General features: G+C 68.8%; 21 protein-coding genes and 1 pseudogene. 18 read left to right on the top strand and 4 right to left on the bottom strand.

Going from position 1 to position 24690, the window contains the following annotated elements; all coding sequences use genetic code 11:
- Positions 1-30 precede the first annotated feature (30 nt).
- The gene (locus tag BRO63_RS14670; protein WP_088140470.1) at positions 31-1269 is read right to left on the bottom strand and encodes an EAL domain-containing response regulator; all 1239 of its coding nucleotides are present in this window, start codon (positions 1267-1269) and stop codon (positions 31-33) included.
- 295 nt (positions 1270-1564) lie between these two features.
- Here BRO63_RS14670 and BRO63_RS14665 point away from each other — a divergent pair, with 295 nt between their 5' ends.
- The 17 genes and pseudogenes from BRO63_RS14665 to BRO63_RS14585 form a co-directional block, all read left to right on the top strand.
- Positions 1565-2584: a histone deacetylase family protein gene (locus BRO63_RS14665; protein WP_088140469.1), complete on the top strand. Its 1020-nt coding sequence runs from the start codon at positions 1565-1567 to the stop codon at positions 2582-2584.
- A gap of 260 nt (positions 2585-2844) precedes the next feature.
- Positions 2845-3579, top strand: a complete 735-nt coding sequence (locus BRO63_RS14660; RefSeq protein ID WP_088140468.1) for a FadR/GntR family transcriptional regulator — start codon at positions 2845-2847, stop codon at positions 3577-3579.
- 179 nt (positions 3580-3758) lie between these two features.
- Entirely contained in the window at positions 3759-5264 is a 1506-nt protein-coding gene (locus tag BRO63_RS14655) for an ABC transporter substrate-binding protein (RefSeq protein WP_088140467.1), read from the top strand.
- Positions 5265-5350: 86 nt separating this feature from the next.
- Complete coding sequence (locus tag BRO63_RS14650; RefSeq protein ID WP_088140466.1) at positions 5351-6268, top strand: ABC transporter permease; 918 nt, start codon at positions 5351-5353, stop codon at positions 6266-6268.
- Positions 6265-7134: an ABC transporter permease gene (locus BRO63_RS14645; protein ID WP_088140465.1), complete on the top strand. Its 870-nt coding sequence runs from the start codon at positions 6265-6267 to the stop codon at positions 7132-7134. The genes BRO63_RS14650 and BRO63_RS14645 overlap by 4 nt, the downstream gene beginning before the upstream one ends.
- Before the next feature lie 4 nt (positions 7135-7138).
- A complete protein-coding gene (locus tag BRO63_RS14640; protein WP_088140464.1) occupies positions 7139-8137 on the top strand; it encodes an ABC transporter ATP-binding protein in 999 nt (332 codons plus the stop codon).
- A complete protein-coding gene (locus tag BRO63_RS14635; protein ID WP_088140463.1) occupies positions 8134-8946 on the top strand; it encodes an ATP-binding cassette domain-containing protein in 813 nt (270 codons plus the stop codon). The genes BRO63_RS14640 and BRO63_RS14635 overlap by 4 nt, the downstream gene beginning before the upstream one ends.
- Positions 8943-10079 (top strand): YncE family protein, encoded by a 1137-nt coding sequence (locus BRO63_RS14630; RefSeq protein ID WP_088140462.1) that lies wholly within the window; start codon positions 8943-8945, stop codon positions 10077-10079. Before BRO63_RS14635 ends, BRO63_RS14630 begins: the two co-directional genes overlap by 4 nt.
- A 35-nt stretch (positions 10080-10114) precedes the next feature.
- Complete coding sequence (locus BRO63_RS14625; RefSeq protein ID WP_088140461.1) at positions 10115-11110, top strand: TRAP transporter substrate-binding protein; 996 nt, start codon at positions 10115-10117, stop codon at positions 11108-11110.
- The gene (locus BRO63_RS14620) at positions 11110-11589 is read left to right on the top strand and encodes a TRAP transporter small permease (protein WP_088140460.1); all 480 of its coding nucleotides are present in this window, start codon (positions 11110-11112) and stop codon (positions 11587-11589) included. Before BRO63_RS14625 ends, BRO63_RS14620 begins: the two co-directional genes overlap by 1 nt.
- Positions 11590-11593: 4 nt before the next feature.
- Positions 11594-12877: a TRAP transporter large permease gene (locus tag BRO63_RS14615; protein WP_088140459.1), complete on the top strand. Its 1284-nt coding sequence runs from the start codon at positions 11594-11596 to the stop codon at positions 12875-12877.
- Entirely contained in the window at positions 12874-13803 is a 930-nt protein-coding gene (locus tag BRO63_RS14610; RefSeq protein WP_088140458.1) for an HpcH/HpaI aldolase/citrate lyase family protein, read from the top strand. Before BRO63_RS14615 ends, BRO63_RS14610 begins: the two co-directional genes overlap by 4 nt.
- On the top strand, positions 13800-15512 hold the full coding sequence (locus BRO63_RS14605) for a thiamine pyrophosphate-binding protein (protein WP_088140457.1): 1713 nt from the start codon (positions 13800-13802) through the stop codon (positions 15510-15512). The genes BRO63_RS14610 and BRO63_RS14605 overlap by 4 nt, the downstream gene beginning before the upstream one ends.
- Positions 15513-15529: 17 nt before the next feature.
- Positions 15530-16780 carry a Zn-dependent hydrolase gene (locus BRO63_RS14600; RefSeq protein ID WP_088140456.1) on the top strand — a complete coding sequence of 417 codons (1251 nt, stop codon included), beginning with the start codon at positions 15530-15532 and terminating at the stop codon, positions 16778-16780.
- Entirely contained in the window at positions 16777-18273 is a 1497-nt protein-coding gene (locus BRO63_RS14595) for an aldehyde dehydrogenase (RefSeq protein ID WP_088140455.1), read from the top strand. The genes BRO63_RS14600 and BRO63_RS14595 overlap by 4 nt, the downstream gene beginning before the upstream one ends.
- Before the next feature lie 187 nt (positions 18274-18460).
- Positions 18461-19453, top strand: coding sequence for a Bug family tripartite tricarboxylate transporter substrate binding protein (locus BRO63_RS14590; RefSeq protein WP_088140454.1), 993 nt, complete (start codon positions 18461-18463; stop codon positions 19451-19453).
- A 13-nt stretch (positions 19454-19466) separates the two neighbouring features.
- Positions 19467-20213: pseudogene (locus tag BRO63_RS14585) on the top strand (class II aldolase/adducin family protein); the annotation flags it as partial.
- An 8-nt stretch (positions 20214-20221) separates the two neighbouring features.
- Here BRO63_RS14585 and BRO63_RS14580 read toward each other — a convergent pair.
- The gene (locus BRO63_RS14580; protein ID WP_088140452.1) at positions 20222-21907 is read right to left on the bottom strand and encodes a thiamine pyrophosphate-dependent enzyme; all 1686 of its coding nucleotides are present in this window, start codon (positions 21905-21907) and stop codon (positions 20222-20224) included.
- A gap of 161 nt (positions 21908-22068) precedes the next feature.
- Here BRO63_RS14580 and BRO63_RS14575 point away from each other — a divergent pair, with 161 nt between their 5' ends.
- Complete coding sequence (locus BRO63_RS14575) at positions 22069-23028, top strand: LysR family transcriptional regulator (protein ID WP_088140451.1); 960 nt, start codon at positions 22069-22071, stop codon at positions 23026-23028.
- Positions 23029-23056: 28 nt separating this feature from the next.
- On the opposite strand, the gene BRO63_RS33955 is transcribed toward BRO63_RS14575, so the two are convergent.
- Together BRO63_RS33955 and BRO63_RS14570 are read right to left on the bottom strand one after the other, a co-directional pair.
- Positions 23057-23413 (bottom strand): hypothetical protein, encoded by a 357-nt coding sequence (locus tag BRO63_RS33955; protein WP_143219476.1) that lies wholly within the window; start codon positions 23411-23413, stop codon positions 23057-23059.
- 143 nt (positions 23414-23556) lie between these two features.
- Positions 23557-24534 carry a Bug family tripartite tricarboxylate transporter substrate binding protein gene (locus BRO63_RS14570; protein WP_088140450.1) on the bottom strand — a complete coding sequence of 326 codons (978 nt, stop codon included), beginning with the start codon at positions 24532-24534 and terminating at the stop codon, positions 23557-23559.
- Positions 24535-24690: the final 156 nt, after the last annotated feature.

The following is a 24690-nucleotide window of genomic DNA, read 5'->3' as shown; positions in this document are numbered from 1 at the left end:
CCGCGCCGGTGTGCTGCCGGCCTCTGGGCCTCAGGCGTTCGCGTACATCCGCAGGATGCCGTGCCCGATCACGCCCTGGCTCAGCGCGTATTGGTGAAACGCGTCCAGCGGCGTCGGCCGGCCATGGAAGTAGCCCTGGGTCACCTGCACGCCCAAGACGCGCACCATCTCGTGCTCTTCGTGGGTTTCGATACCCTCGGCCACCACCGTCATGTCCAGCGACCTTGCCATCTCGATGGTGCAGGCCAGGATCCGCTGGGCGTGGCCCTGCCGGCCGGCGCGGGCGACCAGGTCTCGGTCGATCTTCAGTTCGTCGAAGGGCGCGCACAGCAGACGGTCCAGCGACGAGTCGCCGGTGCCGAAGTCATCGATCGCGCAGCTGAAGCCGCGCAGGCGCAATTGGGTGATGGCGCCGGCCAGCGCGCCGTTGGAGCGCGCGCCGCCGTCCTCGGTGATCTCGATGACGATGCGGCCTGGATCCACGCCCGCGCGCTCGGCGCGGTCGGCGACGTCCTGGGCCCAGCTGATGGAGCTGGCGACCACCGCCGGCACGTTGATGCCGATGACGCAATCCGGGCGGCCGCCCAGTTCGCGTTGCGCCTCGAAGGCGCGCGCCAGCATGTAGTCGGTCAGGGGCTCGAGCAGGCCGGCGGCCTCGAAGGCCGGCAGGAACGCCGCCGGAGGCACCATCGCTCCATCTTCCCCGGCCCAGCGGGCCAGCGTTTCGGCGCCGCGCAGTTCACCGGTCACGGCGCAGTGCTGCGGCTGGAAATGCGCGGTGATCTCGCGCAGCGCCAGGGCGCGCAGCAGGCGTTCGCGGTCCAGGCCGGCCAGCACCGCGCCGCTGCTCGCTGCTGCCGCGCGCAGCGTGGCCGCCCCGTCCGCCAGCGCCGACCGCGCCAGCGATTCGATCATCGAAACCACACAATCGGCTTCCAGGGGTTTGCCCAGCGCGGCGATGATGGGCACGCCGCGGTTGCGGGCGTAGGTCGCCGCAGCCTGCAGGATGCGCGAAGGATGGCTGCTGGCGATCGCGATGCCGCCGCAGCCGCCGGCGTCGGCCAGCGCGTCTATCATCTGCAGTCCGGTGCGGTCCGCCATGTCGAGGTCGACGATGACCAGATCCCACTGTCGTTGCCGGATCGCCGCCACCGCCGACGCGCCGTCGTGCGCCGCGTCCACCTCGGCCACGCCGATCTGCGCCAGTATTCTCACCAGCGCGCAGCGTTGGAGTACGTCTTGATCGACAATCAGGGCGGATTTGAGCATGGTGCTCCCGATGAGCGTAGGGGCCTGGGGCTCTGCCGTCCAACGCTGAAAGCTGGCGACAAGGACGGCTGACTGCCGACGAATTCATTGTTCCACCGGCCGCCATGAACCGAAATCAGCCCAGTCCTATTTTGCTGAACACAAGCGCAGGCGACGCGGCCGGCCATTCCGTTGCAGGCAACGCCATACTGCTTTCGTTTCCGCTGCGGCCGACGTATAACGTCGTCTTGGCCGCCTGCCCAGGACCACCCGGCTGGCAGGCCCTGCGTCAACCCACAACCAGGTGTCATTCCGCATGAAGGCATACTTCCACGACGACCAGAAACTGCACCATCCGCAGACCTATTTCTCGCGCGGCAAGATGCGCACCCCGCAGGAAGTGCCCTCGCGCCTGGACGCGTTGGCAGAGGCCGCGCGCAAGCTGGGCTTTGACGTGCAGCCGCCGTCCGACCAGGGCGCCGGCGCGATTTCGGCGGTCCACACGCTCGACTACCTGCGTTTCCTGCAAGGGGCGCACGCCGCCTGGAAGCAGCTGCCCGACGATTGGGGCGACGAAGTCGTCTCCAATGTCTTCGTGCGCGAACCCAACGCCCTGCGCGGCGTGCTGGCCCAGGCCGCGCGCTACCTGGCCGACGGCAGTTGCCCGGTCGGCCAGCATACCTGGCACTCGGCCTACTGGTCGGCGCAATGCGCCATTGCCGGGGCCGACGCGCTGCTGGCGGGCGAACGCCACGCCTACGCCATCTGCCGCCCGCCCGGCCACCATGCGCGACGCGACGCGGCCGGCGGCTTCTGCTACCTGAACAATGCCGCCATCGCCGCCCAGCGCCTGACCTCGCGCTTTCCGCGCGTGGCAATCCTGGACACCGACATGCATCACGGCCAGGGCATCCAGGAGATCTTCTACGAGCGCAGCGATGTGCTGTACGTGTCCATCCATGGCGACCCCGAGAACTTCTACCCCGTGGTCGCCGGCTATGAAGACGAACGCGGCGCGGGCGCCGGCTACGGCTACAACATCAACCTGCCCATGCCGCATGGTTCGCCGGAATCGGTGTTCTTCGACAAGCTGGGAGAGGCGCGCCGCGCCATCGAGCTGTTCCAGCCCGACGCCCTGGTGCTGTCGCTGGGCTTCGACATCTTCGAAAAGGATCCGCAGGCCATGGTCGCCGTCAGCGAAAACGGCTTCGAACGCCTGGGCCAGGAAGTCGGCGGCCTGAAACTGCCGACCCTGATCGTGCAGGAAGGCGGCTACTACATCGAAGGCCTGGAATCGAACGCCTCGCGCTTCTTCGGCGGACTGGCTTCGGCCTGACCCCACGCGCGGCCGGCGTCCCGCCGCGGACGCCGGCCGCAAGCCAGCGCCGCAGGCAAACGCGGCGCTAGTGGTTTTCCCTAAAAATGGAAAAGCCCGGTTCACAAGCCGGATTGCCTCCGGTACATTTCGTCCAGTGGCCTGACCACTGGGCCACCAGATATCCAGACACTCCTTGGGACCCTCCCAGGGAATCTGGCAAGACAAGCCCCGACAGACCCATTACCCTCTACATCCCGATCATCCACCCGACCGCAACAATGACCTCTCTCCAGGCCGTCGCCTCCACCCGCCTCTACCGCATGATTGCCGACCAGATCGCCGCGCGCATCAAGGCGGGCGACTTCCCCGCGGGCGGGCGGCTGCCGGCCGAGCGCGAGCTGGCCGAGCAGTTGCAGGTCAGCCGCGCCTCGGTGCGCGAAGCGCTGATCGCGCTGGAAATCGAAGGCTATGTCGAGGTCCGCGTGGGCACGGGCGTGTTCGTGAACCAGGCGCGCGAAGACGGCCAGTACCAGTCGCCGCAACAGGCGCCGCTTGCCGCCAACGGCGTCGAAGCCACCGACATCGGCCCCTTCGACCTGCTGGAAACCCGCTTGCTGCTGGAACCCGAGTGCGCGGCCCTGGCGGCGCAGAAGGCATCGCCCGCCCAGATCGCGGCGATCCGCGCGGCGCACGAAGGCATGTCCCTGACCGAATCGCCCAGCGTGCACGACCGCGCCTTCCACAGCGCGATCGGCGCGGCCTGCGGCAACGCGGCGTTGGCGGCGGCGATTTCCCATATCTGGCACCTGAGCACGCTCAGCCCGGTATTCAACCGTCTTGAAGAGCACTTCGTGACCACCAAGGTGTGGAGCGAAGCCCAGCAGGAACACGAACGCATCCTCGCGGCCATTTCCGACCGCGATCCCATCCGCGCGCGCCATGCCATGCACGACCACCTGGTCGGCATCCTGGCCCGCCTGCGGGAAGACTTCGGCAGCGCTGGGATCCGATGATTTGATGAACGCCTGAATCCTGGCCTGACGCCCAGGCCCCTTTCCCTACCGACCCGTGCAAGCACCGCCGGCGCAAAACGCGCCGCCTGCGGCAAGGGGAGCGGCTTGCCCGCCGATACGCAAACAGCAGTTCCGCAGTGCCCGTAAGTCCCATACCTAAAACACATCAAGGTGAAAACATGCAGCTGACCCGTACCGTGAAGCTTTTGAGCGCGGCGCTATTGGCGCTTGGCGCCCATGCCGCCCAGGCCAACAAGGCTGACAACTCCCTCAACATCGCCTTCGACGCGGCGCCCGCCACGCTGGACGCGTACAAGGAATCGGACCGTCCGGGCCTGGCGCTGGCGCGCATGGTGTTCTCGGGGCTGCTGCAGAAGAACCAGGACACGGGAGAGTTCGGCCCGGCCATCGCCACCGGCTACAAGTTCGTGGACGACACCACCATCGAACTGCCGATCCGCAAGGATGTGAAGTTCCACGACGGGTCGCTCCTGACCATGGACGACGTGCTGTACACCTTGAACCTGGTGTCCTCGGAAGGCTACAAGGCGCGCTTCCAGAACCAGGTAGCCTGGATCGCCAAGGCTGAAAAGGCTTCCGACGACACGGTGCGCATCAAGATGAAGACGCCGTACCCGCTGGCGCTGGAGATGCTGTCGGAAAACCTGCCGATCTATCCGCGCAAGTACTACGAGGCCAACCAGTCCGACATGGGCGCCAAGCCCATCGGCACCGGCCCCTACCGCCTGGTCGAAAGCCAGCCCGGCAGCCGCTACGTGTACGAACGCTTCGAGGACTACTTCGGCCCCAAGCCGGCCGTGCAGAAGCTGGTGGTGCGCGTGCTGCCGGACGCCAACACCCAGTACGCCGAGATGCTGTCCGGCGGCCTGGACTGGATCTGGCGCGTGCCGCCCGACGTAGCCAAGCGCATGGAAAAGCAGCCGGCCGTCACGGTCAAGAGCAGCAGCATCATGCGTATCAGCTATATCTCGCTGAACCCCCGCGCGGACGACGGCAAGTCGCCGCTGGCCAAGCAGGAAGTGCGCCAGGCCATCAACTACGCCATCGACCGCGAAGCCATCCGCAAAGCCCTGGTGGGCGGCGCCTCCAAGGTGATCAACGCGGCCTGCAACCCGGCCCAGTTCGGCTGCGCCGCCGACGTGCAGTCCTACAAGTTCGACCCGGCCCGCGCCAAGCAGCTGCTGGCCCAGGCCGGCTACCCCAACGGCGTGACGCTGGACCTGGTGATCTCGGCCCCGCCGCGCGCCATTCTGGACGCCGCCGCCGCGCAGATGGCGCAGGCCGGCATCAAGCTCAACCTGGTCGAACAGCAGTACGGCACCGCCATGACCAACTGGCGCGAAGGCAAGATCGCCATGCTGTCGTCCAACTGGGGCTCCTACGGCATCGCCGACGCGGCGCTGTCGACCAGCAACTTCTTCCGCGGCGGCCCGGACGATCAGGCGCGCAATCCGGAAGTCATCAAGTACCTGGAAACCGCCGACACCTCCGTGGACCGCGAGCTGCGCGCCAAGAACTACGCCGCCGCCCAGAAGATCGTGGCCGACCAGGCCTACTGGGTGCCGCTGTGGAACCACTCGCTCAACGCCGTGCAGTCCAAGGACCTGAATTTCTCGGTCGACGGCGACGAGTTCCCGCGTTTCTACAAGGCCCGCTGGAACTGACCGGCCCCGCCGGCATGGCCGCGCGTCCCTGCCCATGCGGGCGGGAACGCCGGCCGCTGCGGCGCACTCCGTCATAGGTAAGTCCCATGATTGCATTCCTGTTTCGCCGCCTGGTGGTGTCCGCGCTGCTGGTGGTGTTCGTCTCGCTGATCAGCTTCTCGCTGGTGTTCGCCTCCGGCAACCCGGCGGCGCGCCTGGCCGGTGAAGGCAGCGCCGCCGACGCGGCCCGCCTGGCCCAGCTGCACGGCTTCAACGACCCGATCCTGGTCCAGTACGGCCGCTGGCTGGGCGGCGTCGCCCGCGGCGACTTCGGCGACAGCCTGTACTTCAGCCGCCCGGTGGCCGAACTGCTGACCCAGCATTTCCCCGCCACCGCCAAGCTGGGCCTGGCCGCCATGCTGTTCGCGCTGCTGCTGGCGATTCCGCTGGGCGTGCTGGCCGGATTGCGCCGCGGCTCGCTGATCGACCGCGCCACCATGCTGCTGTCGGCCTGCGCCCAGGCCATGCCGCCCTTCTGCCTGGCCTTCCTGCTCATCATCCTCTTCAGCGTGCGCAACCAATGGCTGCCGGCCTCGGGCTTCGACAGCTGGAAGCACTACGTGATGCCGGTCACCGCGCTGGGGTTGTTCGCCATGCCGGCGATGCTGCGGCTGATGAAGTCCGAGATGGAAACCGTGCTGGCCACCGACTACATCCGCACCGCGCGCGCCATGGGCCTGGGCGGCGCAAGCGTGGTGCTCAAGTACGCGCTGCGCAACGCCCTGCGGCCGCTGGTGTCGCTGGCCGCGGCCCAGATGGGCACGCTGCTGGCAGGCTCCGTCGTCATCGAGACCGTGTTCGCCATCAACGGCGCGGGCCTGCTGGCCTGGACCTCGATCCTGCGCGGCGACTTTCCCACGATGCAGGCGCTGATCCTGATCTTCGCCCTGATCTACATCGTCCTGACCCTGGTCGCCGACCTGATCAACGGTTGGCTCGACCCCCGCGTGCGAGTTTCCTCATGAGCAGCGTCATCGCCTCCTCCTTTCCCGTCCGCTCGCGCGGCGCACGAGCGGCCCGCCTGGGCCGCAACCTGGGCCTGGCCATGCTGGCGCTGCTGGTGCTGGCCGGCCTGCTGGGCCCCTACCTGGTGCCGCACGACCCGTACACGCAGGACCTGCTGGCACGGCTGCAGGAGCCCGTCTGGGGCGAAGACGGCAGCTGGAACCACATACTCGGCACCGACCAGCTGGGCCGCGACGTGCTGGCGCGCGCGCTGTACGGCGTGCGGGTGTCGGCGCTGATCGGCCTGTCGGTCGCGCTGATGGGCGGACTGATCGGCACCACGCTGGGCGTGGCCGCCGGCTACTTCGGCGGCGCGGTGGACCGCGCCGTGTCCTTCCTGATCACCGCGCGCCTGGCGCTGCCCATCATCCTGGTGGCGCTGGCGGTGGTGTCGGTGGTGGGCGCCTCGCTCACCGTGGTGGTGCTGGTGCTGGGCCTGCTGCTGTGGGAACGCTATGCGCTGGTGGCCCGCACCATGGCGGCCGGCCTGCGCAACGCCGAGTTCGTCACGGCCTCGCGCTTGCAGGGCTGCACCCACCTGCAGATCATCTGGCGCGACATCCTGCCCAATCTGGTGGGCAACCTGCTCATCATCGGCACCGTGGACGCCGCCATGGCGATCACGCTGGAGGCCTCGCTGTCGTTCCTGGGCCTGGGCGTGCCGGCGCCGATGCCGTCGCTGGGCCTGATGATCGCCGAGGGCAAGGAAAACATGCTGTTCCAGCCCTCGCTGGTGGTGATCCCCAGCGTGGTGCTGTTCGTGCTGGTGCTGTGCGTGAACCGTGCCGGCGAATCGCTGCGCGCCGTGCAAATGAAGAAAGGCTGATCCCATGACCGACACCAGCCATCCCCTGCTGCGGGTCCAGGACCTGCACATCGACATCCAGACGCCCACCCACGTCAAGCACGTGGTGCGCGCGGTGGACTTCAGCCTGGAGCGCGGCAAGACGCTGTGCATCGTCGGCGAATCGGGCTGCGGCAAGTCGCTGACCGCGCTGGCGCTGCTGGACCTGCTGCCGGCGGCCGCGCGCCGCCGCGTGGCCAAGCTGGAGTTTGCCGGCCAGGATTTGGCCACGCTGACACCGGCCGCCCTGGCGCAACTGCGCGGCGCCCGCATCGCCATGATCTTCCAGGACCCGATGACCTCGCTGAACCCGGTGTTCCCCATCGGCACCCAGCTGGTCGACGTGCTGCGCCGGCACAAGCGCGTCAGCCGCCGCGCGGCCGAGGAGCGCGCCGAATACCTGCTGCGGCGCGTCGGCATCGCCAATCCCCGCGACCGCATGCGGCAGTATCCCTTTGAACTCTCGGGCGGACTGCGCCAGCGCGTCATGATCGCGATGGCGCTCATGTGCGGTCCCGAGCTGCTGATCGCCGACGAACCCACCACCGCGCTGGACGTCACCGTGCAGGCCGAGCTGCTGGACCTGTTGCGCGACATCCAGGCCGAGTTCGGCCTGGGGATGGTGTTCATCTCCCATGACATGGGCCTGGTGGCGCGCATCGCCGACCATGTCATCGTCATGTACGCGGGCGACATCGTCGAAGGCGGCAGCGTGCGCGAGGTGCTGGAGCAACCCAGCCACCCCTACACCGCCATGCTGCTGAACTGCATTCCCCAGCCCGGACGAACCGCGCCGCGCGCCGACCTGCCGACCATTGCGGGCGCCGTGCCCTCGCTGGACACCGCCATCCGTGGCTGCGCCTTCCGCGAGCGCTGCCCGGCCGCGGAAGCCCGCTGCGCCCAGCCCTTTCCCGCGCGCGTGCAGGGCGGACACCGCTGCCTGTGCATCAAACCCGGCGCCCTGCGCCTAGGAGCCACGGCATGAGCAGCCCGTCCGCCACTTCCGCCAGCATCAGCCTGAACGCGCTGTGCTTCCAGTACGGCCGCGCCGGCCTGTTCTCGCGCCGGCCGGCGCCGCGCATCCTGCATGACATCGACCTGCACGTGCCCGCCGGCCAGACCATCGGCCTCGTTGGCGAGTCGGGCAGCGGCAAGTCCACCATCGCCAAGCTGATGCTGGGCCTGCTGGCGCCCACGCAAGGCCAGGCGTTGCTGGACGGCAAGCCGCTGGCGGCCATGCCGGCGCGCGCCCGCGCCCGCCGCATCCAGATGGTGTTCCAGGATCCGTATTCCTCGCTCAACCCGCGCCGCAGCATCAGCGAGATCCTGACCGCGCCGCTGCGCACGCATGGCATCGGCAACGCGGCCTCGCAGGCAGCGTCGGTGCGCCGCATGATGGATGCCGTGGGCCTGGTGCCGGCCTTCGCCGCGCGCTATCCGCGCGAGCTGTCCGGCGGCCAGCGCCAGCGCGTGGCCATCGCGCGCGCCCTGATGCTGGAGCCGCAGCTGCTGATCTGCGACGAACCCACTTCCGCGCTGGACGTGTCGGTGCAGGCGCAAATCCTGAACCTCTTGATGGAGCTGCAGCGCGAACGCGGCCTGGGCTATCTGTTCATCAGCCACAACCTGGCCGTGGTGCAGCACATCGCCGACGAGATCGTGGTGCTGCAAGGCGGCCGCGTGGTCGAGCGCGGCCCCGCCAGCCAGGTGTATTTCGAGCCGGTCCACCCGTACACGCGGCAGCTCATCGGCGCCACCCTGGCGGTGCCGCAGGCGCAGGAGCTCGCGGCATGACCGCGCCCGCCACCCGCCACCTGCTGCTGGTCGGCAACGACCAGAAGGTCACCTGGGACGACGGCCAGATCCGCTTCCTGGCCCCCGGCAACGACAGCCTGTGCGTCTACGACGCCGGCGCGAATCCCGCCGCGCCGGAACTGGTCGCCACCTTGTCCCTGCCCAACTCGCTGTTCGGCCCGCCGGTCAACCTGGCGGTCACGCCGGACCAGCGCCTGGGCCTGATCGCGGATTCCATGGACTGGCGCGCGCGCGCCGACGGCGCCGGCTGGCAGCCCGAGCCCGGGCGCGGCCTGTACGTGATCGACCTGGAAGCCAATCCGCCCGCCATCGTGCAGCGGCTGGAGCTGGGCCTGCAACCTTCTGGCCTGTCCATCAACCGCGCCGGCACGCTGGCGCTGGTGGCAAACAAAACCGGCCGCTCGGTGTCGGTGCTGCGCATCGCAGGCAAGCGCGCCGAGGTCTGCGGCGAAGTGGACGTAGGCACCCCTGTCGTGGCCGTGTCCTTTGCCGCCGACGGCCGCCGCGCCTTCGTGGTCAAGACCGACACGCACCGCCTGGGTGTGCTGCGTATCGACGAAAGCGGCGCGCAGCCCGTGGTGACCCACGATCCCGCCGAAGACCTGACCACGGGTCTCGTGCCGTTCAACCTGGTGGTGTCGCCAGACGGCGCGTTGGCGCTGGTGGTGGACATGGGCAGCCCGACCGCGTCGGACGGCCATGCGGATTCGGTCAGCGTGGTGGACCTGCGCGCCGATCCGCCGCGCGTGATCGACCGCCTCATGGTCGAGGACGGCCCCGAAGGCATCGCCATCAGCCCCGACGGCCGCCATGCCGCGGTCGCCATCGTGCAAGGTTCGAACAACCCCTCCAGCGCCTGGTTCCACCACCCGCGCGGCCAGATCGTGCTGCTGCGCATCGACGGCCAGTGCGTGACCCGCGCCGGCACCATCGAGGTCGGCGCGCTGCCCGAGGGCGTGGCCTTCAGCCCCGACAGCCGCTACCTCTACGTCGGCAATTTCCTGGATGCCGAAATGCAGGTCCTCGCCGTGGGCGACCACGGCCTGAGCGACACCGGCACCCGCATCGCCCTGCCCGGACGGCCCGCCTCGATGCGCGCCCAATCCTACTGACCCCAACCATCCCACCCTGCTCCTGGAGTTCCGCCATGACCACCGCTCCTCAAAAGAAACCGGCCCTGCTGGCCGCCGCCCTGCTCGCCCTCGCCGGCCTGGCGCCGCTGTCGGCCCACGCCCTGGACATCAAGCTCGGCCACGTGCTGGCGCCCAGCCACAGCTGGAACAAGGCCGCCGAAGGCTTCGCCGCAGAGGTCAAGGAAAAGACCGCCGGCCGCGTCAATTTCGTGCTGTTCCCCAGCGGCCAGCTGGGCAATGAAAAGACCATGCTGGAAGGCCTGCAGATCGGCAGCCAGGGCGCGGCCATCATCGGCTCGGGTTCGCTGCAACCCATCGAACCCAAGTTCGGCGTGGTCGAGCTGCCTTACACCTGGTCCACCTCGCAGCAGGCCTACAAGGCGTTCGACGGCGAACTGGGCGAGGCCCTGGCCAAGCTGGCCGACAAGAAGAACCTGACCATCATCTCGTGGTGGGAAAACGGCTTTCGCCACGTCACCAACAACCGCGGCGCGGTGGCCAAGCCCGCCGACCTGGCCGGCCTGAAGACCCGCGTCACGCCCGACAAAATGCGCCTGGACACCTTTACCGCGCTGGGCGCGAACCCCGCGCCGCTGGCCTTCGGCGAACTGTATTCGGCCCTGCAGCAGAAGGTGTTCGACGCCCAGGAAAATCCGCTGTCCATCATCTACACCTCGTCCTTCTTCGAAGTGCAGAAGTACCTGTCGCTGACCGGCCACGTCTGGGGTCCCGCCAACCTGATCATCTCCAAGCCGGTCTGGAACCGCCTCTCGGCCGAGGACAAGAAGATCGTGCAGGCGGCCGCCGACAAGTGGCGTGACACCCAACGCCAGATGATTACCGACGGCGACCAGCAGTACATCGCCCAGCTGAAGGACAAGGGCATGCAGGTCAACGAGGTCGACAAGGCCGCCTTCGCCGCCGCCGTGGAACCCGTCTGGAAGACCTACTCGGTCACCTATGGCCCCGAGCTGATGGCACTGGTGCAGAAGTACCGCGAGGCCAAGTAATGCTCAACCGACTGTCCGCGATCCTGTCGGGCATCAGCAAGGCCTTCGCCGCCCTGGCGGTGGCCTTGCTGGCGATCCTGATCTCCTACGTGGTGTTCGCCCGCTTCGTCACCCACACCACGCCGCACTGGGCCGAGGAACTGCCGCGCCTGGTGCTGGTGTGGTCGGCCTTCATCGGCGGCGTCGTCTGCAGCTATGAGCGTTCGCACCTGATGGCCGGGCTGCTGCCGTTCGTGGTGCGCAATCCCCGGATCCTCAACGCCTTCGAACGCATCAACCAGGCGCTCATCATCGTCGGCCTGGCGGCGCTGGGCTACGCCGGCTGGCAGCTGGCCGAGCTGACCATGGACCAGACCCTGCCCGCGCTGGACGTGTCCGCCGGCACCGTCTACCTGGCGCTGCCCTTCGCCTGCGCCATCACCATCGTGGTGCACCTGGCGCAGCTGTTCTCGCCCGCTCCCGCCGCTGCAAAGGATTAACAAGATGTCTACGGGTGCTCTCTTCCTGATGGGCGTGTTCACGATCACGGTGCTGATCGACATGCCCATCGCTTTCGGCCTGGTGCTGTCCTGCCTGGCCTATCTGGCGGTCTTCGACTCCGCGCCCATGATGGTGGCGGCGCAGCAGTACGTGGTGGGGCTGGACAGCTTCACGCTGCTGGCGATTCCGCTCTTCATCCTGGCCGCGCAGCTGATGAACGGCGCGGGTCTGACCCAGCGCATCGTGCGCCTGTGCGCCGCGATCGTCGGCGACATCAAGGGCGGCCTGGCGGTGGTGGCCGTGCTTGCCTGCCTGATGTTCGGCGCGCTGTCCGGTTCCGGCGTGGCCGACGTGGTCGCCATCGGCAGCCTGCTGCTGCCCGCCATGGCCCGCAGCGGCTACGACAAGGGCTTTTCCTGCGCCCTGGTCGGCAGCGCCGGCGCGACGTCCACCATCATTCCGCCCAGCATCGTGCTGATCGTCTACGGCACCATCACCGACACCTCGGTGGGCAAGCTGTTCGTGGCCGGCATCATCCCTGGGATCCTGCTGGGGCTGTCGCTGATCGGCGTGGCCATCTGGCAATCGCGCAAGCACAACTGGGCCGGCGGCCAGCCGTTCAGCTGGTCCGAGCTGCGCGCCGCCGCCGTCGACGCGCTGCCCGCCCTGATGGTGCCGGTGCTGATCATCGGCGGCATCCGCTTCGGCATATTCACCGCCACCGAGGCCGCCTCCAGCGCCATCATCTACGCCCTGCTGATCGGCTTCTTCTGGTACCGCACGCTGAGCCTGAAGTCGCTGTGGGACAACCTCAAGTCCACCGGCGAAAGCAGCGCCTCCATCCTGCTCATCATCGGCGCGTCGGGCCTGTTCGCCTGGGTGCTGGTGGCCGAACAGGTGCCGCAGGCGCTGTCCACGCTGCTGGTCGAATGGACCGACAGCAAGACTGCCGTGCTGCTGGTGCTGACGGTGGTGCTGCTGCTCCTGGGCACTTTCATGGAAGCCATTCCGGTCATCATCATCGTCGCTCCCGTGGTGATGCCGGTGCTGGCGCACTACAACATCGACCCGGTGCACTTCGGCATCCTGCTGTCGATCAACATGGCCATCGGCGCCAACACGCCGCCGGTCGGCGTCGACCTGATGGCCGCGTGCAAGATCGGCGGCATCAACATGATGCAGACCCTGCGCCCGCTGTCCTGGATGATGCTGGCCATGACCGCGGTCATGCTGCTGCTGACTTTCGTACCTGAATTGGTGCTGTTCCTGCCGAGGCACGTGCAATGACCCCTATCACCCCCTCCCGCCGTCCCCCCTTCCTGCGCCGCAGCTGGATGTTCGTGCCCGGATTCGACGCCAACGCCCAGGCCGACGGCCTGGCCAGCGGCGCCGATGCGCTGGTCGCGGACCTGGAAGAGTTCACCGCCCCGGCGGACCGGCCGGCCGCGCGCCCCATCATCGCCGAACTGTTCGGCCGCTGCCGCGCCCTGGGCGTGGTGGCCGCGGTGCGCATCAACAAGCTTGAAGACGACGGCCTGGCGGACCTGCGCGGCGTGATGCCGGGCGCGCCGGACGCGGTGTTCCTGCCCCATGCCGAAAGCGCGGCGCAGATCGCCGCGCTGGACCAGGCCATCAGCGCGCTGGAAGCCGAACTCGGCCTGCCCGCCGGCAGCACCGAGATCGTGCCCACGCTGGAGTCCGCGCTGGGCGTGCACCGCGCCTATGACATCCTGACCGCCAGCCCGCGCGTGTCCGCCTGCCTGCTGGCCGCCGAGGACCTGACCGCCAGCCTGGGCGCCGAGCGCGGCAAGGACGGCATCGAACTGCATCACCTGCGCGCCCGCTTCCTGCTGGATTGCACCGCCGCAGGCTGCCTGCCCATCGACTGCCCGTTCAACTATCGCGACATGCCCGCGCTGGAAGCCGATGTGCGCTGGGCCCGCCGCATGGGCCTGAAGTCCAAGTGCGCCACCGTGGCCGACCAGGTCAAGCTGATCCACACGGTGTTCACGCCCGCCCCGGACGAAGTCATGGCGGCCCATGATTGCGTCGCCCGCTATGAAGCCCAGCGCGCCGGCCGCCACGACGCCGAACGCATCGATCCGCCTGTCTACAACACCGCGCGCCGCCTGTTGGCGCGCCATCACCAATTCGAACGATGGGCCGCCGAGCGCCGCGCGCAGGCCGTCCCGCAACAAGGAGACTCCGCATGACGTCAGCAGCAATTCCCGAACGCAATGGCGGTCAGATCCTGATGCAGCAGCTGCGCATCCATGGCGCGCGCCGCGTGTTCATGATCCCCGGCGAAAGCTATCTGCCCTGCATCGACGCGCTGAATGACCACACCGATGCCATCGAGGCCATCGTCTGCCGCCAGGAAAGCGGCGCGGCCTACATGGCCGAGGCCTATGGCAAGCTGACCGGCGAGCCCGGCATCTGCTTCGTCACGCGCGGCCCGGGCGCCACCAACGCCAGCATCGGCGTGCATACCGCCTTCCAGGACTCCACCCCGATGATCCTGTTCGTGGGCCAAGTGGGCAACGACTTCATGGAGCGCGAAGCCTTCCAGGAGATCGACTACCGCCGCATGTTCGGCCAGATGGCCAAATGGGTGGCGCAGATCGACCGCACCGACCGCATTCCCGAGTACATCTCGCGCGCCTTCGCGATCGCGACCAGCGGCCGTCCCGGCCCCGTGGTGCTGGCGCTGCCCGAGGACACGCTGTGGGGCCGCGCCCGCGTGGCCGACCTGCCGCGCTACCCGCGCGTGCACAGCCACCCCGGCGCCGCCGACCTGGCCCGCATGACCCAATTGCTGGACGCCGCCGAACGTCCCTTCCTGCTGCTGGGCGGCAATGGCTGGCACCAGACCGCCATCGACCAGATCGCTGGCTTCGCCGAGCGTTTCGAGCTGCCGGTAGGCACCGCCTGGCGCCGCCTGGAGTGCTTCGACCAGCGCCACCCCAACGCCGCCGGCCACGTCGGCTGGGCCATGACGCCTGAGCTGCGCCAACGCCTGCGCGACGCCGATCTGGTGCTGGCCGTGGGCACGCGCATGGGCGAGGCCACCACCGAAGGCTATACCGTCATCGAAAGCCCGTTGCCGCGCCAGCGGCTGATCCATGTGTATCCGGACGCCGCCGAACTGGGCCGGGTGTTCTCGCCCACCCAGGCCATCGTGGCGGACGTGGCCAGCTTCGCCGCCAGCGTGGCGGACCTGGTCCCCGGCCACAAGACGGCGCGCGGCGAGGCGGTGCGCGCCGCGCACCAGGAACTGGTCGACAGCCTGCAGCCGCTGCCCTCGCCCGGGCCGATGAGCCTGGACCAGGCCGCCGCCTATGTCGACGCGCATGTGCCCGCCGACGCCTGCATCACCGTGGGCGCGGGCAACTACGCGCTATACCCCCACCGCTATCGCCGTTACGCCGGGCCGGGCACCAGCCTGACTCCCACGGTCGGCTCCATGGGCTACGGCCTGCCGGCGGCGATTTCGGCCAAGCTGGAAGACCGCAAGCGCACGGTGGTCTGCTATGCCGGCGACGGCTGCTTCCAGATGAACATGCAGGAACTGGGCGTGGCGCTGCAATACCGCCTGGGCGTGGTCGTGCTGGTGTTCAACAACGGCATCTGGGGCACCATCCGCGCGCACCAGGAACGCGAGTTCCCGGCCCGCACCATCGCCCTGTCCTTCGAGAATCCGGACTTCACGCAGATCATCCGCGGCTACGGCGGCTATGGCGAAGCCGTGGAAGACACCGCCAGCTTCGGCCCCGCCTTCGAGCGCGCGCTGGCGTTTGCCGAACGCGAGAACCTGCCGGCCCTGCTGGAAATCCGCTACGACGCCAACGGCATTTCGCCGGGCGAAACCCTGATGGGCATCCGCGAGGCCGCGCTGGCCCGCAATGCCGCCGCCAGCCACTGACACAGAGGGACTCCAACATGACGACGACTATCTCGATCAACGGACAGCGGCTGTGGCAGTCGCTGATGGACCTGGCGCAGATCGGCGCCACGCCCAAGGGCGGCAACTGCCGCCTGGCGCTGACCGCGCTGGACGGCCAGGGCCGCGACCTGGTCACCGGCTGGATGCGCGATGCCGGCATGACGCTGCGCGTGGACCAGGTGGGCAACATCTTCGCCCGCCGCGCCGGCCGCAACAATGACCTGCCGCCGGTCATGACCGGCAGCCATATCGACACCCAGCCCACCGGCGGCAAGTTCGACGGCTGCTACGGCGTGCTGGCGGGCCTGGAGGTCATGCGCAGCCTGAACGACCACGGCGTGGTCACGGAAGCGCCGCTGGAAGTGGCCATATGGACCAATGAGGAAGGCTCGCGCTTCGTGCCCGTGATGATGGGTTCGGGCGTGTTCGCCGGCAAGTTCCCGCTGGAAGTGGCGCTGACCGCGACCGACCGCGACGGCAAGTCGGTGGCCGACGAGCTGGCCGCCATCGGCTATGCCGGCGCGGACCCCGTGGGCGGCCGCCCGGTGGGCGCTTACTTCGAGGCCCATATCGAGCAAGGCCCGATCCTGGAGCATGAAGAAAAAGTGGTCGGCGTGGTGACCGGATCGCTCGGCCTGCGCTGGTACGACGTGACCGTGACCGGCATGGAAATGCATGCCGGCCCCACCCCCATGCCGATCCGGCGCGACGCGCTGTACGCCGCCAGCTTCCTGCTGCAGGCGGTGGTGGACATCGCCAACGATAACCAGCCGCATGGCCGCGGCACCGTGGGCGAGATCCACGCGCATCCCGGTTCGCGCAACGTCATTCCGGGCCAGGTGCGCTTCACGGCGGACCTGCGCCACGAGGACGAAGCCACGCTCACTCGCATGGACCAGCGCTGGCACGAAGTCTGCGCCGAAATCGCCCAGCGCCACAACGTGGCGGTGGACGTGAAGCACGTGCAGTACTTCCCGCCCACGCCATTCGACCCGGACCTGGTCGGCAAGGTGCGCGACGGCGCTGCCCGCCGCGGCCTGGCCGCCATGGACATCGTCACCGGCGCCGGCCACGACGCGGTCTACATGGCCGCCGTCACCCCCACCGCCATGATCTTCGTGCCCTGCAAGGACGGCGTCAGCCACAACGAGATCGAGGACGCCAAGCCCGCTGATCTGGAAGCGGGCTGCAACGTGCTGCTCGACGCCATGGTGGCGCGCGCCAACAGCCAGGGAGCCCGGTCATGACCCAGGACGCCGCCTACTGGCGCGCCCGCGCCGCCGCGCTCACTTTCAACGGCCAGGCCTACATCGACGGCGCCTATTGCGACGCGGCCGATGGCGCCACCTTCCCCGCCACCAGCCCGATAGACGGGCGCAAACTGGCCGACGTGGCGTCTTGCGGCCAGGCCGACGTGGACCGCGCCGTGCTGGCCGCCCGCCGCGCCTTCGAGGCCGGCGTCTGGAGCAGCCTGGCGCCGCGCCAGCGCAAGCAGCATCTGCTGCGCCTGGCCGCGCTGATCGAGACGCACCGCGAGGAACTCGCGCTGCTGGAAACGCTGGACATGGGCAAGCCGATCCGCGACGCGCTCGCCTTCGACGTGCCGGAGACGGCGCGCTGCTACGCCTGGTACGCCGAAGCCATCGACAAGATCTACGACGAGATCGCCCCCACCGGCCCGGACGCGCTCGCGACCATCACGCGCGAAGCGCTGGGCGTGGTCGCGGCGGTGGTGCCGTGGAATTACCCGCTGATGATGGCCGCCTGGAAGGTCGCGCCGGCCCTGGCCGCCGGCAACAGCGTCATCCTCAAGCCGGCCGAGCAGGCCTCGCTGTCGGCCATCCGGCTGGCGGCGCTGGCCGAGGAAGCCGGCATCCCCGCCGGCGTCTTCAGCGTGGTGCCTGGCCTGGGCGCAAAGGCCGGCCAGGCGTTGGGCCTGCATCCCGACGTGGACTGCATCGCCTTCACCGGGTCGACCGCCACCGGCAAGCGCTTCATGGAGTATTCGGGACAATCGAACCTGAAGCGCGTGTGGCTGGAGTGCGGCGGCAAGTCGCCCCACATCGTGTTCGAGGACTGCCCCGACCTGGACCGCGCCGCCCAGGCCGCGGCGCTCGCCATCTTCTCCAACCAGGGCGAAGTCTGCATCGCGGGCTCGCGCCTGTACGTGCAGGATGGCATCTACGACGCCTTCATGGCCAAGGTCGCGGACCATGCCGCCGCGCTGCAGCCAGGCGATCCGCTGGATCCGGCCACCGCCATGGGCGCCATGGTCGATGAACGCCAGATGCGCGGCGTGCTGGCCCGCATCGAAGCGGGCGCCGCCGAAGGCGCACAGCTGCGCATGGGCGGCCGCCAGGCCCTAGGCGCCACCGGCGGCTACTACATCGAACCGACCATCTTCGATTGCGCAGGCCAGGACAACAGCCTGGTGCGCGAGGAAATCTTCGGCCCGGTGCTGGCCGCGCAGCGCTTCGCCACCGAGGACGACGCGGTGCGGCTGGCCAACGACTCGATCTACGGCCTGGGCGCCGGGCTCTGGACCGCCAACCTGTCGCGCGCTCATCGTCTCTCGCGCCGCCTGCGCTCGGGCCTGGTGTGGGTCAACTGCTACGCCGACGGCGACATCACCGTGCCTTTCGGCGGCGTCAAGCAATCGGGCTTCGGCCGCGACAAGTCGCTGCACGCGCTGGATAAGTACAGCGACCTGAAGACCACCTGGATCAGCCTGACGGCCTGATCCCCCGGGCGGACGCCCTCGCGGCGTCCGCCATCCTTGCCATTTCGCGTTATCTGCTTGGCCGCCAGCGCCATTGAAGACGGTGGGCCCTTGTGCGACCTTGAACGGCGACGGGCTGCCCATCGCGGTTCCGTTGCGGGCAGGCGCAGGCGCTCTCCCGCCATCAGAACAATGACTGGAGACTACGATGCGCAATGCGACAAGGCGAGCCGCGCTGGCCGCCATGCTGGCCGCCACAGCCTGGGCCGCGGCCGGGCCGGCTTGGGCGCAAGCCCCCTATCCCTCCAAACCCGTCACCATCCTGGTCGGATTCCCGCCCGGCACGGCGACCGACACCGTCGCCCGCATGGTCGGCGACCGCCTGGCGCAGCGTCTGGGCCAGCAGTTCATCGTCGAGAACAAGCCCGGCGCGGGCGGCTCCATCGCCGCCGGCCTGGGTGCGCGGGCCAAGCCCGACGGCTATACGCTCATGATCGGCGCATCGGCGCCGCAGGCCATCAACCCGCACGTCTATCCGAACCTGAACTACGACGCGCGCAAGGACTTCGCGCCCATCGGCCTGCTGACCTGGCTGCCCTACCTGTTCGTCGTCAGCCCCGACAATCCGGCCAACAACCTGCAGGACTTCCTCGCGGCCGTGAAGGCCAAACCGAACCAGTACACCTACGCCACCACCGGCGTGGGCACCACCAGCCATCTGGTGACCTCGGTGCTGCTGGCCAAGGCCGGCGCCAGCATGATCCACGTGCCCTACAAAGGCAGCAGCCAGGCGCAGACCGATATCGTCGGCGGGCGGACCTACGCCACCTTCGACACCATGGTGTCCTCGCTGGCGCTGGTGAAAGCCGGGCGCCTGAAGGCGATCGCCGTCAGCACCCCTGAGCGGGTCGCCAGCCTGCCCGACGTGCCCACCGTCGCCGAACAGGGCTACCCCGGCTTCGACATGGGCGCCTGGCTGGGCCTGATCGCGCCCGCCGGCATCCCGCCCGACATCCAGCAGAAGCTGGCCGCCGAGGTCAATGCCGTGCTGGCCGATCCAGCCGTGCGCGACAAGCTGGCGGACCTGGGCGCCCAGGTCCGCACCACCGCCACGCCCGCCGAGTTCGGCGCGCTGATGAAATCCGAATACGAGTCGTGGGGCCAGGTGGTGCGCGACTTCAACGTCAAAGCCAGCGACTGAACCGGAGACCCGAACCATGCATAGCGCCATGAGCCCCGCGGAACGCGATACCCGCATACAACTGGCCGCCTGCTACCGGCTGGTGTCCCACTTCGGCATGAGCGATCTCATCTACAACCACATCACCGCGCGCATACCTGGCCCGGAGGGCCATTTGCTGATCAATCCCTACGGCATGATGTACGACGAAATCACCGCGTCCAGCCTGGTCAAGATAGACCTGGACGGAAACGTGCTGGACAACCCCGGCGAGTATGGCATCAACGCCGCCGGCTACGTCATCCATAGCGCCGTGCACGGCGCCCGCCACGACGTGCAATGCGTCATCCATACGCACACGCGAGCCGGCATGGCGGTGTCGGCGCTGCAATGCGGCTTGCTGCCGCTGACCCAGACCGCCATGCGCTTCGCCAAGATCCCGTACCACGACTATGAGAGCGTGGCCATCGACCTGGACGAGCGCGCACGGCTGGTGGCGGACCTGGGCCAGTCCGAGGCGATGATCCTACGCAACCACGGCTTGCTCGCCGCGGGTCCGAGCATCGCGCAGGCATTCAACACGCTGTACTGGCTGGAGATGGCCTGCAAGGCGCAGGTCGACGCCCTGGCCGCCAACCGCGAACTCTGCGTCCCGCCGCCAGAGGTCATCGAGAAAACCTGGCACCTGTACCAGCCGACCACGCGGCGCCCCTTCGGCGAGCTGGAATGGCCGGCGATGCTGCGCCTGATGGACAGGAAGGATCCCGGCTACCGCGACTGAGTCCCAGGCTAGCCCCGCCCCAGCAGGTCGATGCCGGCCGCGCTGTCCGCGCCGTCCGGCAGGATCGCGGCGAGGCTGGTCTTGACCTCCAGGAAGTACGGCGCGGCCGAGGCCAGTCCGCGCGCGATGGCCGCGGCCACCTGGTCTGGATGGGTGACGTACTCGGCCTGCATGCCGAAGGCGCGCGCCATCATCGTGAAATCGGGGCTCGCCAGGTTGGTGCCCGCGTGGCGGCCGGGATAGGTGCGCGCCTGATGCAGGCGGATGGAACCGTAGCAGTGGTTATTGGAGACGATGAAGAACACCGGCAGCCCGCGTTCGGCCGCGGCCATCATTTCATTGCCGGTCATCATGAAGCCGCCGTCGCCAACCAGGCACACGACCTTGCTGCCAGGCTGGCGCAACTGCGAGGCGATTGCCGCCGGCGTGCCATAGCCCATGGCGCCGGACTGCGAGGCCATCAGCCGTTGCGGATAAACAAAGGGAAAATGGCGGTACACCGGCGCGGCGAAGGTGCCCGCGTCCAGGCACACCATGAGGTCCGGTGGCGCCAGTTCGGCCAGCGCTCGCACCACCGACACGAAGGGCACGCCGTCGTCGGCTTCTGGAGCGGGCCAGGCGGCGGTGCGCTCACGGATCGCGCGCAGGGATGCCGCCCAGTCCTCGCGCCCGCCACGGTCCGCCGCCGGCAGCGCGGCCAGCGCCTGCGCCGTGGCCACCGGGTCCGCGATGATGCCCGCGTCCGCCGCAAAGTGCTGGTTCACGAAATGCGCGTCGGCATGGCAATGCACCAGCGTCTGCGACGGTCTGGGATAGGCCGGAAACGTGTAGCCCTGCGTGGTGATGTCGCCCAGGCGCGTACCCAGCGCCAGGATCAGGTCGCTGGAATCGAAGGCCGCCACCTGCGCGGGCTGCGTCGCCAGGTCCAGGTCGCCGGCGTACAGCGGATGCGTGTTGGGGAACAGGTCATGCTGGCGGAACGATACTGCCACCGGTATGCCGTGCCGTTCCGCCAGCTGCCGCAGCGCCTCGCGGCCGCCCGGCGCGTTGAAGGCGCCCCCGGCAATGATCAGCGGCTTGCGGGCGGCGTCCAGCAAGGCTTGCAGCCGCGCCAGCGCGGCGGGCGCCGGCTGCGCGGCGCTGGCCGGCTCGGCCACCCAGTCCGGCTGCGGCACGCACGCCTGCTGCACGTCTTCCGGCACCACCAGCACCACCGGCCCTGGCGTACCCGAAGTGGCGACGCGCAGGGCCTTGAAAGCGGCCCAGGCCACGTCCTCGGGCGCCGCCACCTCGTGCACCCATTTGGCGACGGAACCGAACATCTTCTGGTAGTCGATCTCCTGGAAAGCCTCCTTGCGCAGGTCCTTGCGCGGCACCTGTCCGATCAGCAGGACCAGCGGCACGCCGTCCTGCTGCGCGGCATGCACGCCGATGGCCGCGTTCGCCGCCCCCGGGCCCCTCGACACCATGACCACCCCCGGGCGGCCCGTCAGCCGGCCGTCGGCGCACGCCATGAAGCTCGCGCCCCCTTCGTGCCTGCAGGTCACCACATCGATGCCCGGGAAATCATGCAGGGCGTCGAGCACGCCCAGATAGCTTTCGCCGGGAACCAGGAAGACGCGGTCGACGCCGTTGCGGGCGAAGACCCCGAGCAAGGCGTGGGCAGAGGTGTTCAGTTCGGAAGCAGGTGTCATGGATGGCAAGAAACCAAGGGCAAGCGCGCGGGCGCGGGTCTGATACGCAGGAATTCTAGGGTGGCTGGCGGCAAGCCATGTAGGCATACTGTGCCTATCAGATATACAGAAAACGCACACAAGGAGGAGCCGCCCGCAAGCGCCGGCGGCGAGACATCGCGATGGACCTGCGCAAGATCGAAAACCTGATCCACGTGGCCGACTCGGGCAGCTTCTCCAAGGCCGCCTCGGTGCTGGGCATCGCGCAATCGGCGCTGGGCCGCCAGGTCAGGAAGCTGGAAGACGAATGCGGCTGCGCCCTGCTTTACCGCAACGGCCGCGGCGTGTCCTTGACCCCGGAAGGCGAGAAGCTGCTGGATAGCCTGCGTCCCCTGCTGGCCCAAATGGCGCGGGTCGTGACCGAATTCCACGACGAGCAGAAATCGCCCTCCGGCCAGGTCACGCTGGGCCTGACGCCCACGCTCTCCCACATGGTCGGCATGCCGCTGGTGGCGGCAGTCTGGAAGCGCCATCCGCGCATCCAGCTCAACGTCATCACCGGCTACAGCGGCTACGTGCATGAATGGCTGGCCAACGCCCGCGTCGACATCGCGGTGCTGCATGACGCGCGCCGTTCCCAGCACGTGGCGGTCGATCCCCTGGCCGAGCTGGACCTGGCGCTGGTATCGCCCGCGCAGAACCTGTCACCCGCCGCGCGGGCCTTGCCCTCCATCGACTTCGCTCAGCTGGCGGATCTGCCCCTGGCGCTGCCCACCCGCAGCCACGGCCTGCGCCGCACGCTGGAACAGGCGGCGGCGCAGGCGGATACGCCCCTGAACGTCGTGTTCGAAATGGACGCGCTGGAACTGATGAAGGAAATCGTATTGAACGGACTGGCCCACACGGTGCTGGCCCTGCCCGCGGTGGTGGGTGAATTGAACAACGGCCAACTGGTCGCCCGCCGGATCGTCAACCCCGCCTTGTCCACGCGCCTAATGCTGGCCACCGCATCGAACCGCCCGCTGACGCAGGCGGTGAGGATCGTGCAGGACATCCTGCGGGAGTTGCTGCGGGAGATGGTTGAGGCGGAGCCTTACCGGTCGTACATGCGGATGGCGGATGCGCGGTCGGCACCGCCATGAGGTTTTGCCGCCTTCCATCCCCCCCGCATCACCTCGGCACCGGCAACGGCGGCGCAGGCGTCAGCGGCCCCGTCGGCACGCCGCGCTGCGCCGGCATCGGCGGCAGGCGAGATGGCGCCGGGCTCATCCAGCCGGGCTGCCGGCTCGGCCCGCTGGAGGGCGGCGCGGGCGGGCCGGGCGGCCTGCCGGCGGTGGCGCAACCGGTGCCCAGGCAGGGTTCCTGGGCTGCGCCCGGATTGACCAGTCTGGGGCATGAAGCGCCGACGCAGGCATCGGGTATGACGCGGGCCGAAGGCGGGGCCGGGGGAACGGCGGGCCCGGCGCCTTGCGCGACGGCTTGCCCGCAAGCCGCCGCCAGCAGCGCGGCGGCGTAGAGGATTTTCATGGCTGCATGCCCCTGCCCCTGGTCCGCGGCCATGCGCGGTGTTGCGTGCGCAGCCCAGACCCGCGTCGCGCCGGGGCCTGGACGGGCGCGGGATGATTCCAGTGTGCTCCCGCGCCTGACGGCCTGTCCAGGCAGGCCCGGCCTCAATCCAGCCGGATATCCGCGCTTTTCACCACCGAGGCCCAGCGCGCGCGTTCGCTGTTGAAGAACTGCGCCAGCTCGGCGGGATTGCGGGTGACGATTTCGGCGCCTTGTTCGTTCAGCTGCGCCTTCACGTCCGGCTGGTTGACGATCCGCGCCATCAGCTCCGACAAGCGGATGGCGACGGGATCGGTCGTGGTCACCGGCGCCATCACCCCCTGCCAGGTGCCGGACTCGAAGCCGGCCACGCCCTGTTCGGAGATGGTGGGAATGTCCGGCACGAGCTGCATCCGTTCGCGCTTGGAGATCGCGATCGGGCGCAGCTTGCCGGCCTTGATGTGAGGCAGCGTGGCCAGCAACCCGTTCATGATGACCTGGGTCTGCCCGCCTATGGTGTCGGTCACCGCCTGCGAACCACCCTTGTAGGGCACGTATTCCCATTGCGCGCCCGTGGCCTGCTGCACGGCGACCGCGGCCAGGTGCGGCGCGCTGCCGATCGCGGTCACGGCGAAATTCAGGCGCTGCTTCTTCGACAAGGCCACCAGCTCGGGCACCGTCTTGGCCGGCACGTCGGGATGCACGGCCAGCACGTGCGGCGAATAGGCCAGCATGCCGACCGCCCGCAGGTCCGTGGAGGGATCGAAGGACAGCTTGGTGTACACCGACGGGCTGATCGCCAGCGCCCCCACGTCGCACAGCAGCACGGTATGGCCTTCCTGCGCCGCCTGCACCACCAGGCCGGCGCCCAGGTTGCCATTGGCCCCGGGCTTGTTCTCGACCACCACGGTCTGCTTCAGGGCCTCGGCCAGGCGCGGCGCCACAATGCGCGCGATGATGTCCGACGAGCCGCCGGGCGGGTAAGGCACGATGATGCGGACCGCGCGCGTAGGCCAGTCGCCCGACTGCGCCCATGCCGGCAGCCACGGCGACAGGCAAAGCGCCGCGGCGCCGCCCAGGAACTGTCTCTTGCTCGGGTTCATGAAGTCTCCTCTGGAATTGTCTTGCGGACAGTTGCGGCCGGCGGCGCTGCGGCAGCCTCTTGGGACCGCCTGCTGGACCCTGTCGCCTCCAACCCGCTCTGGCTTTGCGGATGTCATCGTACAACTTCATAAATATTCTTGGAAAGCAGAATGTTC

Source organism: Achromobacter xylosoxidans (assembly GCF_002192695.1).
In the GTDB taxonomy this organism is placed as follows: domain Bacteria; phylum Pseudomonadota; class Gammaproteobacteria; order Burkholderiales; family Burkholderiaceae_B; genus Achromobacter; species Achromobacter xylosoxidans_C.
The sequence above is the reverse complement of the archived record's forward strand: the minus strand, read 5'-3'. Positions and strand labels throughout refer to the sequence as shown.

Coding starts and splice junctions, on each gene's coding strand:
- BRO63_RS14670 (WP_088140470.1), bottom strand. CDS start 1,269: ATGCTCAAATCCGCCCTGATTGTCGATCAAGACGTACTCCAACGCTGC.
- BRO63_RS14665 (WP_088140469.1), top strand. CDS start 1,565: ATGAAGGCATACTTCCACGACGACCAGAAACTGCACCATCCGCAGACC.
- BRO63_RS14660 (WP_088140468.1), top strand. CDS start 2,845: ATGACCTCTCTCCAGGCCGTCGCCTCCACCCGCCTCTACCGCATGATT.
- BRO63_RS14655 (WP_088140467.1), top strand. CDS start 3,759: ATGCAGCTGACCCGTACCGTGAAGCTTTTGAGCGCGGCGCTATTGGCG.
- BRO63_RS14650 (WP_088140466.1), top strand. CDS start 5,351: ATGATTGCATTCCTGTTTCGCCGCCTGGTGGTGTCCGCGCTGCTGGTG.
- BRO63_RS14645 (WP_088140465.1), top strand. CDS start 6,265: ATGAGCAGCGTCATCGCCTCCTCCTTTCCCGTCCGCTCGCGCGGCGCA.
- BRO63_RS14640 (WP_088140464.1), top strand. CDS start 7,139: ATGACCGACACCAGCCATCCCCTGCTGCGGGTCCAGGACCTGCACATC.
- BRO63_RS14635 (WP_088140463.1), top strand. CDS start 8,134: ATGAGCAGCCCGTCCGCCACTTCCGCCAGCATCAGCCTGAACGCGCTG.
- BRO63_RS14630 (WP_088140462.1), top strand. CDS start 8,943: ATGACCGCGCCCGCCACCCGCCACCTGCTGCTGGTCGGCAACGACCAG.
- BRO63_RS14625 (WP_088140461.1), top strand. CDS start 10,115: ATGACCACCGCTCCTCAAAAGAAACCGGCCCTGCTGGCCGCCGCCCTG.
- BRO63_RS14620 (WP_088140460.1), top strand. CDS start 11,110: ATGCTCAACCGACTGTCCGCGATCCTGTCGGGCATCAGCAAGGCCTTC.
- BRO63_RS14615 (WP_088140459.1), top strand. CDS start 11,594: ATGTCTACGGGTGCTCTCTTCCTGATGGGCGTGTTCACGATCACGGTG.
- BRO63_RS14610 (WP_088140458.1), top strand. CDS start 12,874: ATGACCCCTATCACCCCCTCCCGCCGTCCCCCCTTCCTGCGCCGCAGC.
- BRO63_RS14605 (WP_088140457.1), top strand. CDS start 13,800: ATGACGTCAGCAGCAATTCCCGAACGCAATGGCGGTCAGATCCTGATG.
- BRO63_RS14600 (WP_088140456.1), top strand. CDS start 15,530: ATGACGACGACTATCTCGATCAACGGACAGCGGCTGTGGCAGTCGCTG.
- BRO63_RS14595 (WP_088140455.1), top strand. CDS start 16,777: ATGACCCAGGACGCCGCCTACTGGCGCGCCCGCGCCGCCGCGCTCACT.
- BRO63_RS14590 (WP_088140454.1), top strand. CDS start 18,461: ATGCGCAATGCGACAAGGCGAGCCGCGCTGGCCGCCATGCTGGCCGCC.
- BRO63_RS14580 (WP_088140452.1), bottom strand. CDS start 21,907: ATGACACCTGCTTCCGAACTGAACACCTCTGCCCACGCCTTGCTCGGG.
- BRO63_RS14575 (WP_088140451.1), top strand. CDS start 22,069: ATGGACCTGCGCAAGATCGAAAACCTGATCCACGTGGCCGACTCGGGC.
- BRO63_RS33955 (WP_143219476.1), bottom strand. CDS start 23,413: ATGAAAATCCTCTACGCCGCCGCGCTGCTGGCGGCGGCTTGCGGGCAA.
- BRO63_RS14570 (WP_088140450.1), bottom strand. CDS start 24,534: ATGAACCCGAGCAAGAGACAGTTCCTGGGCGGCGCCGCGGCGCTTTGC.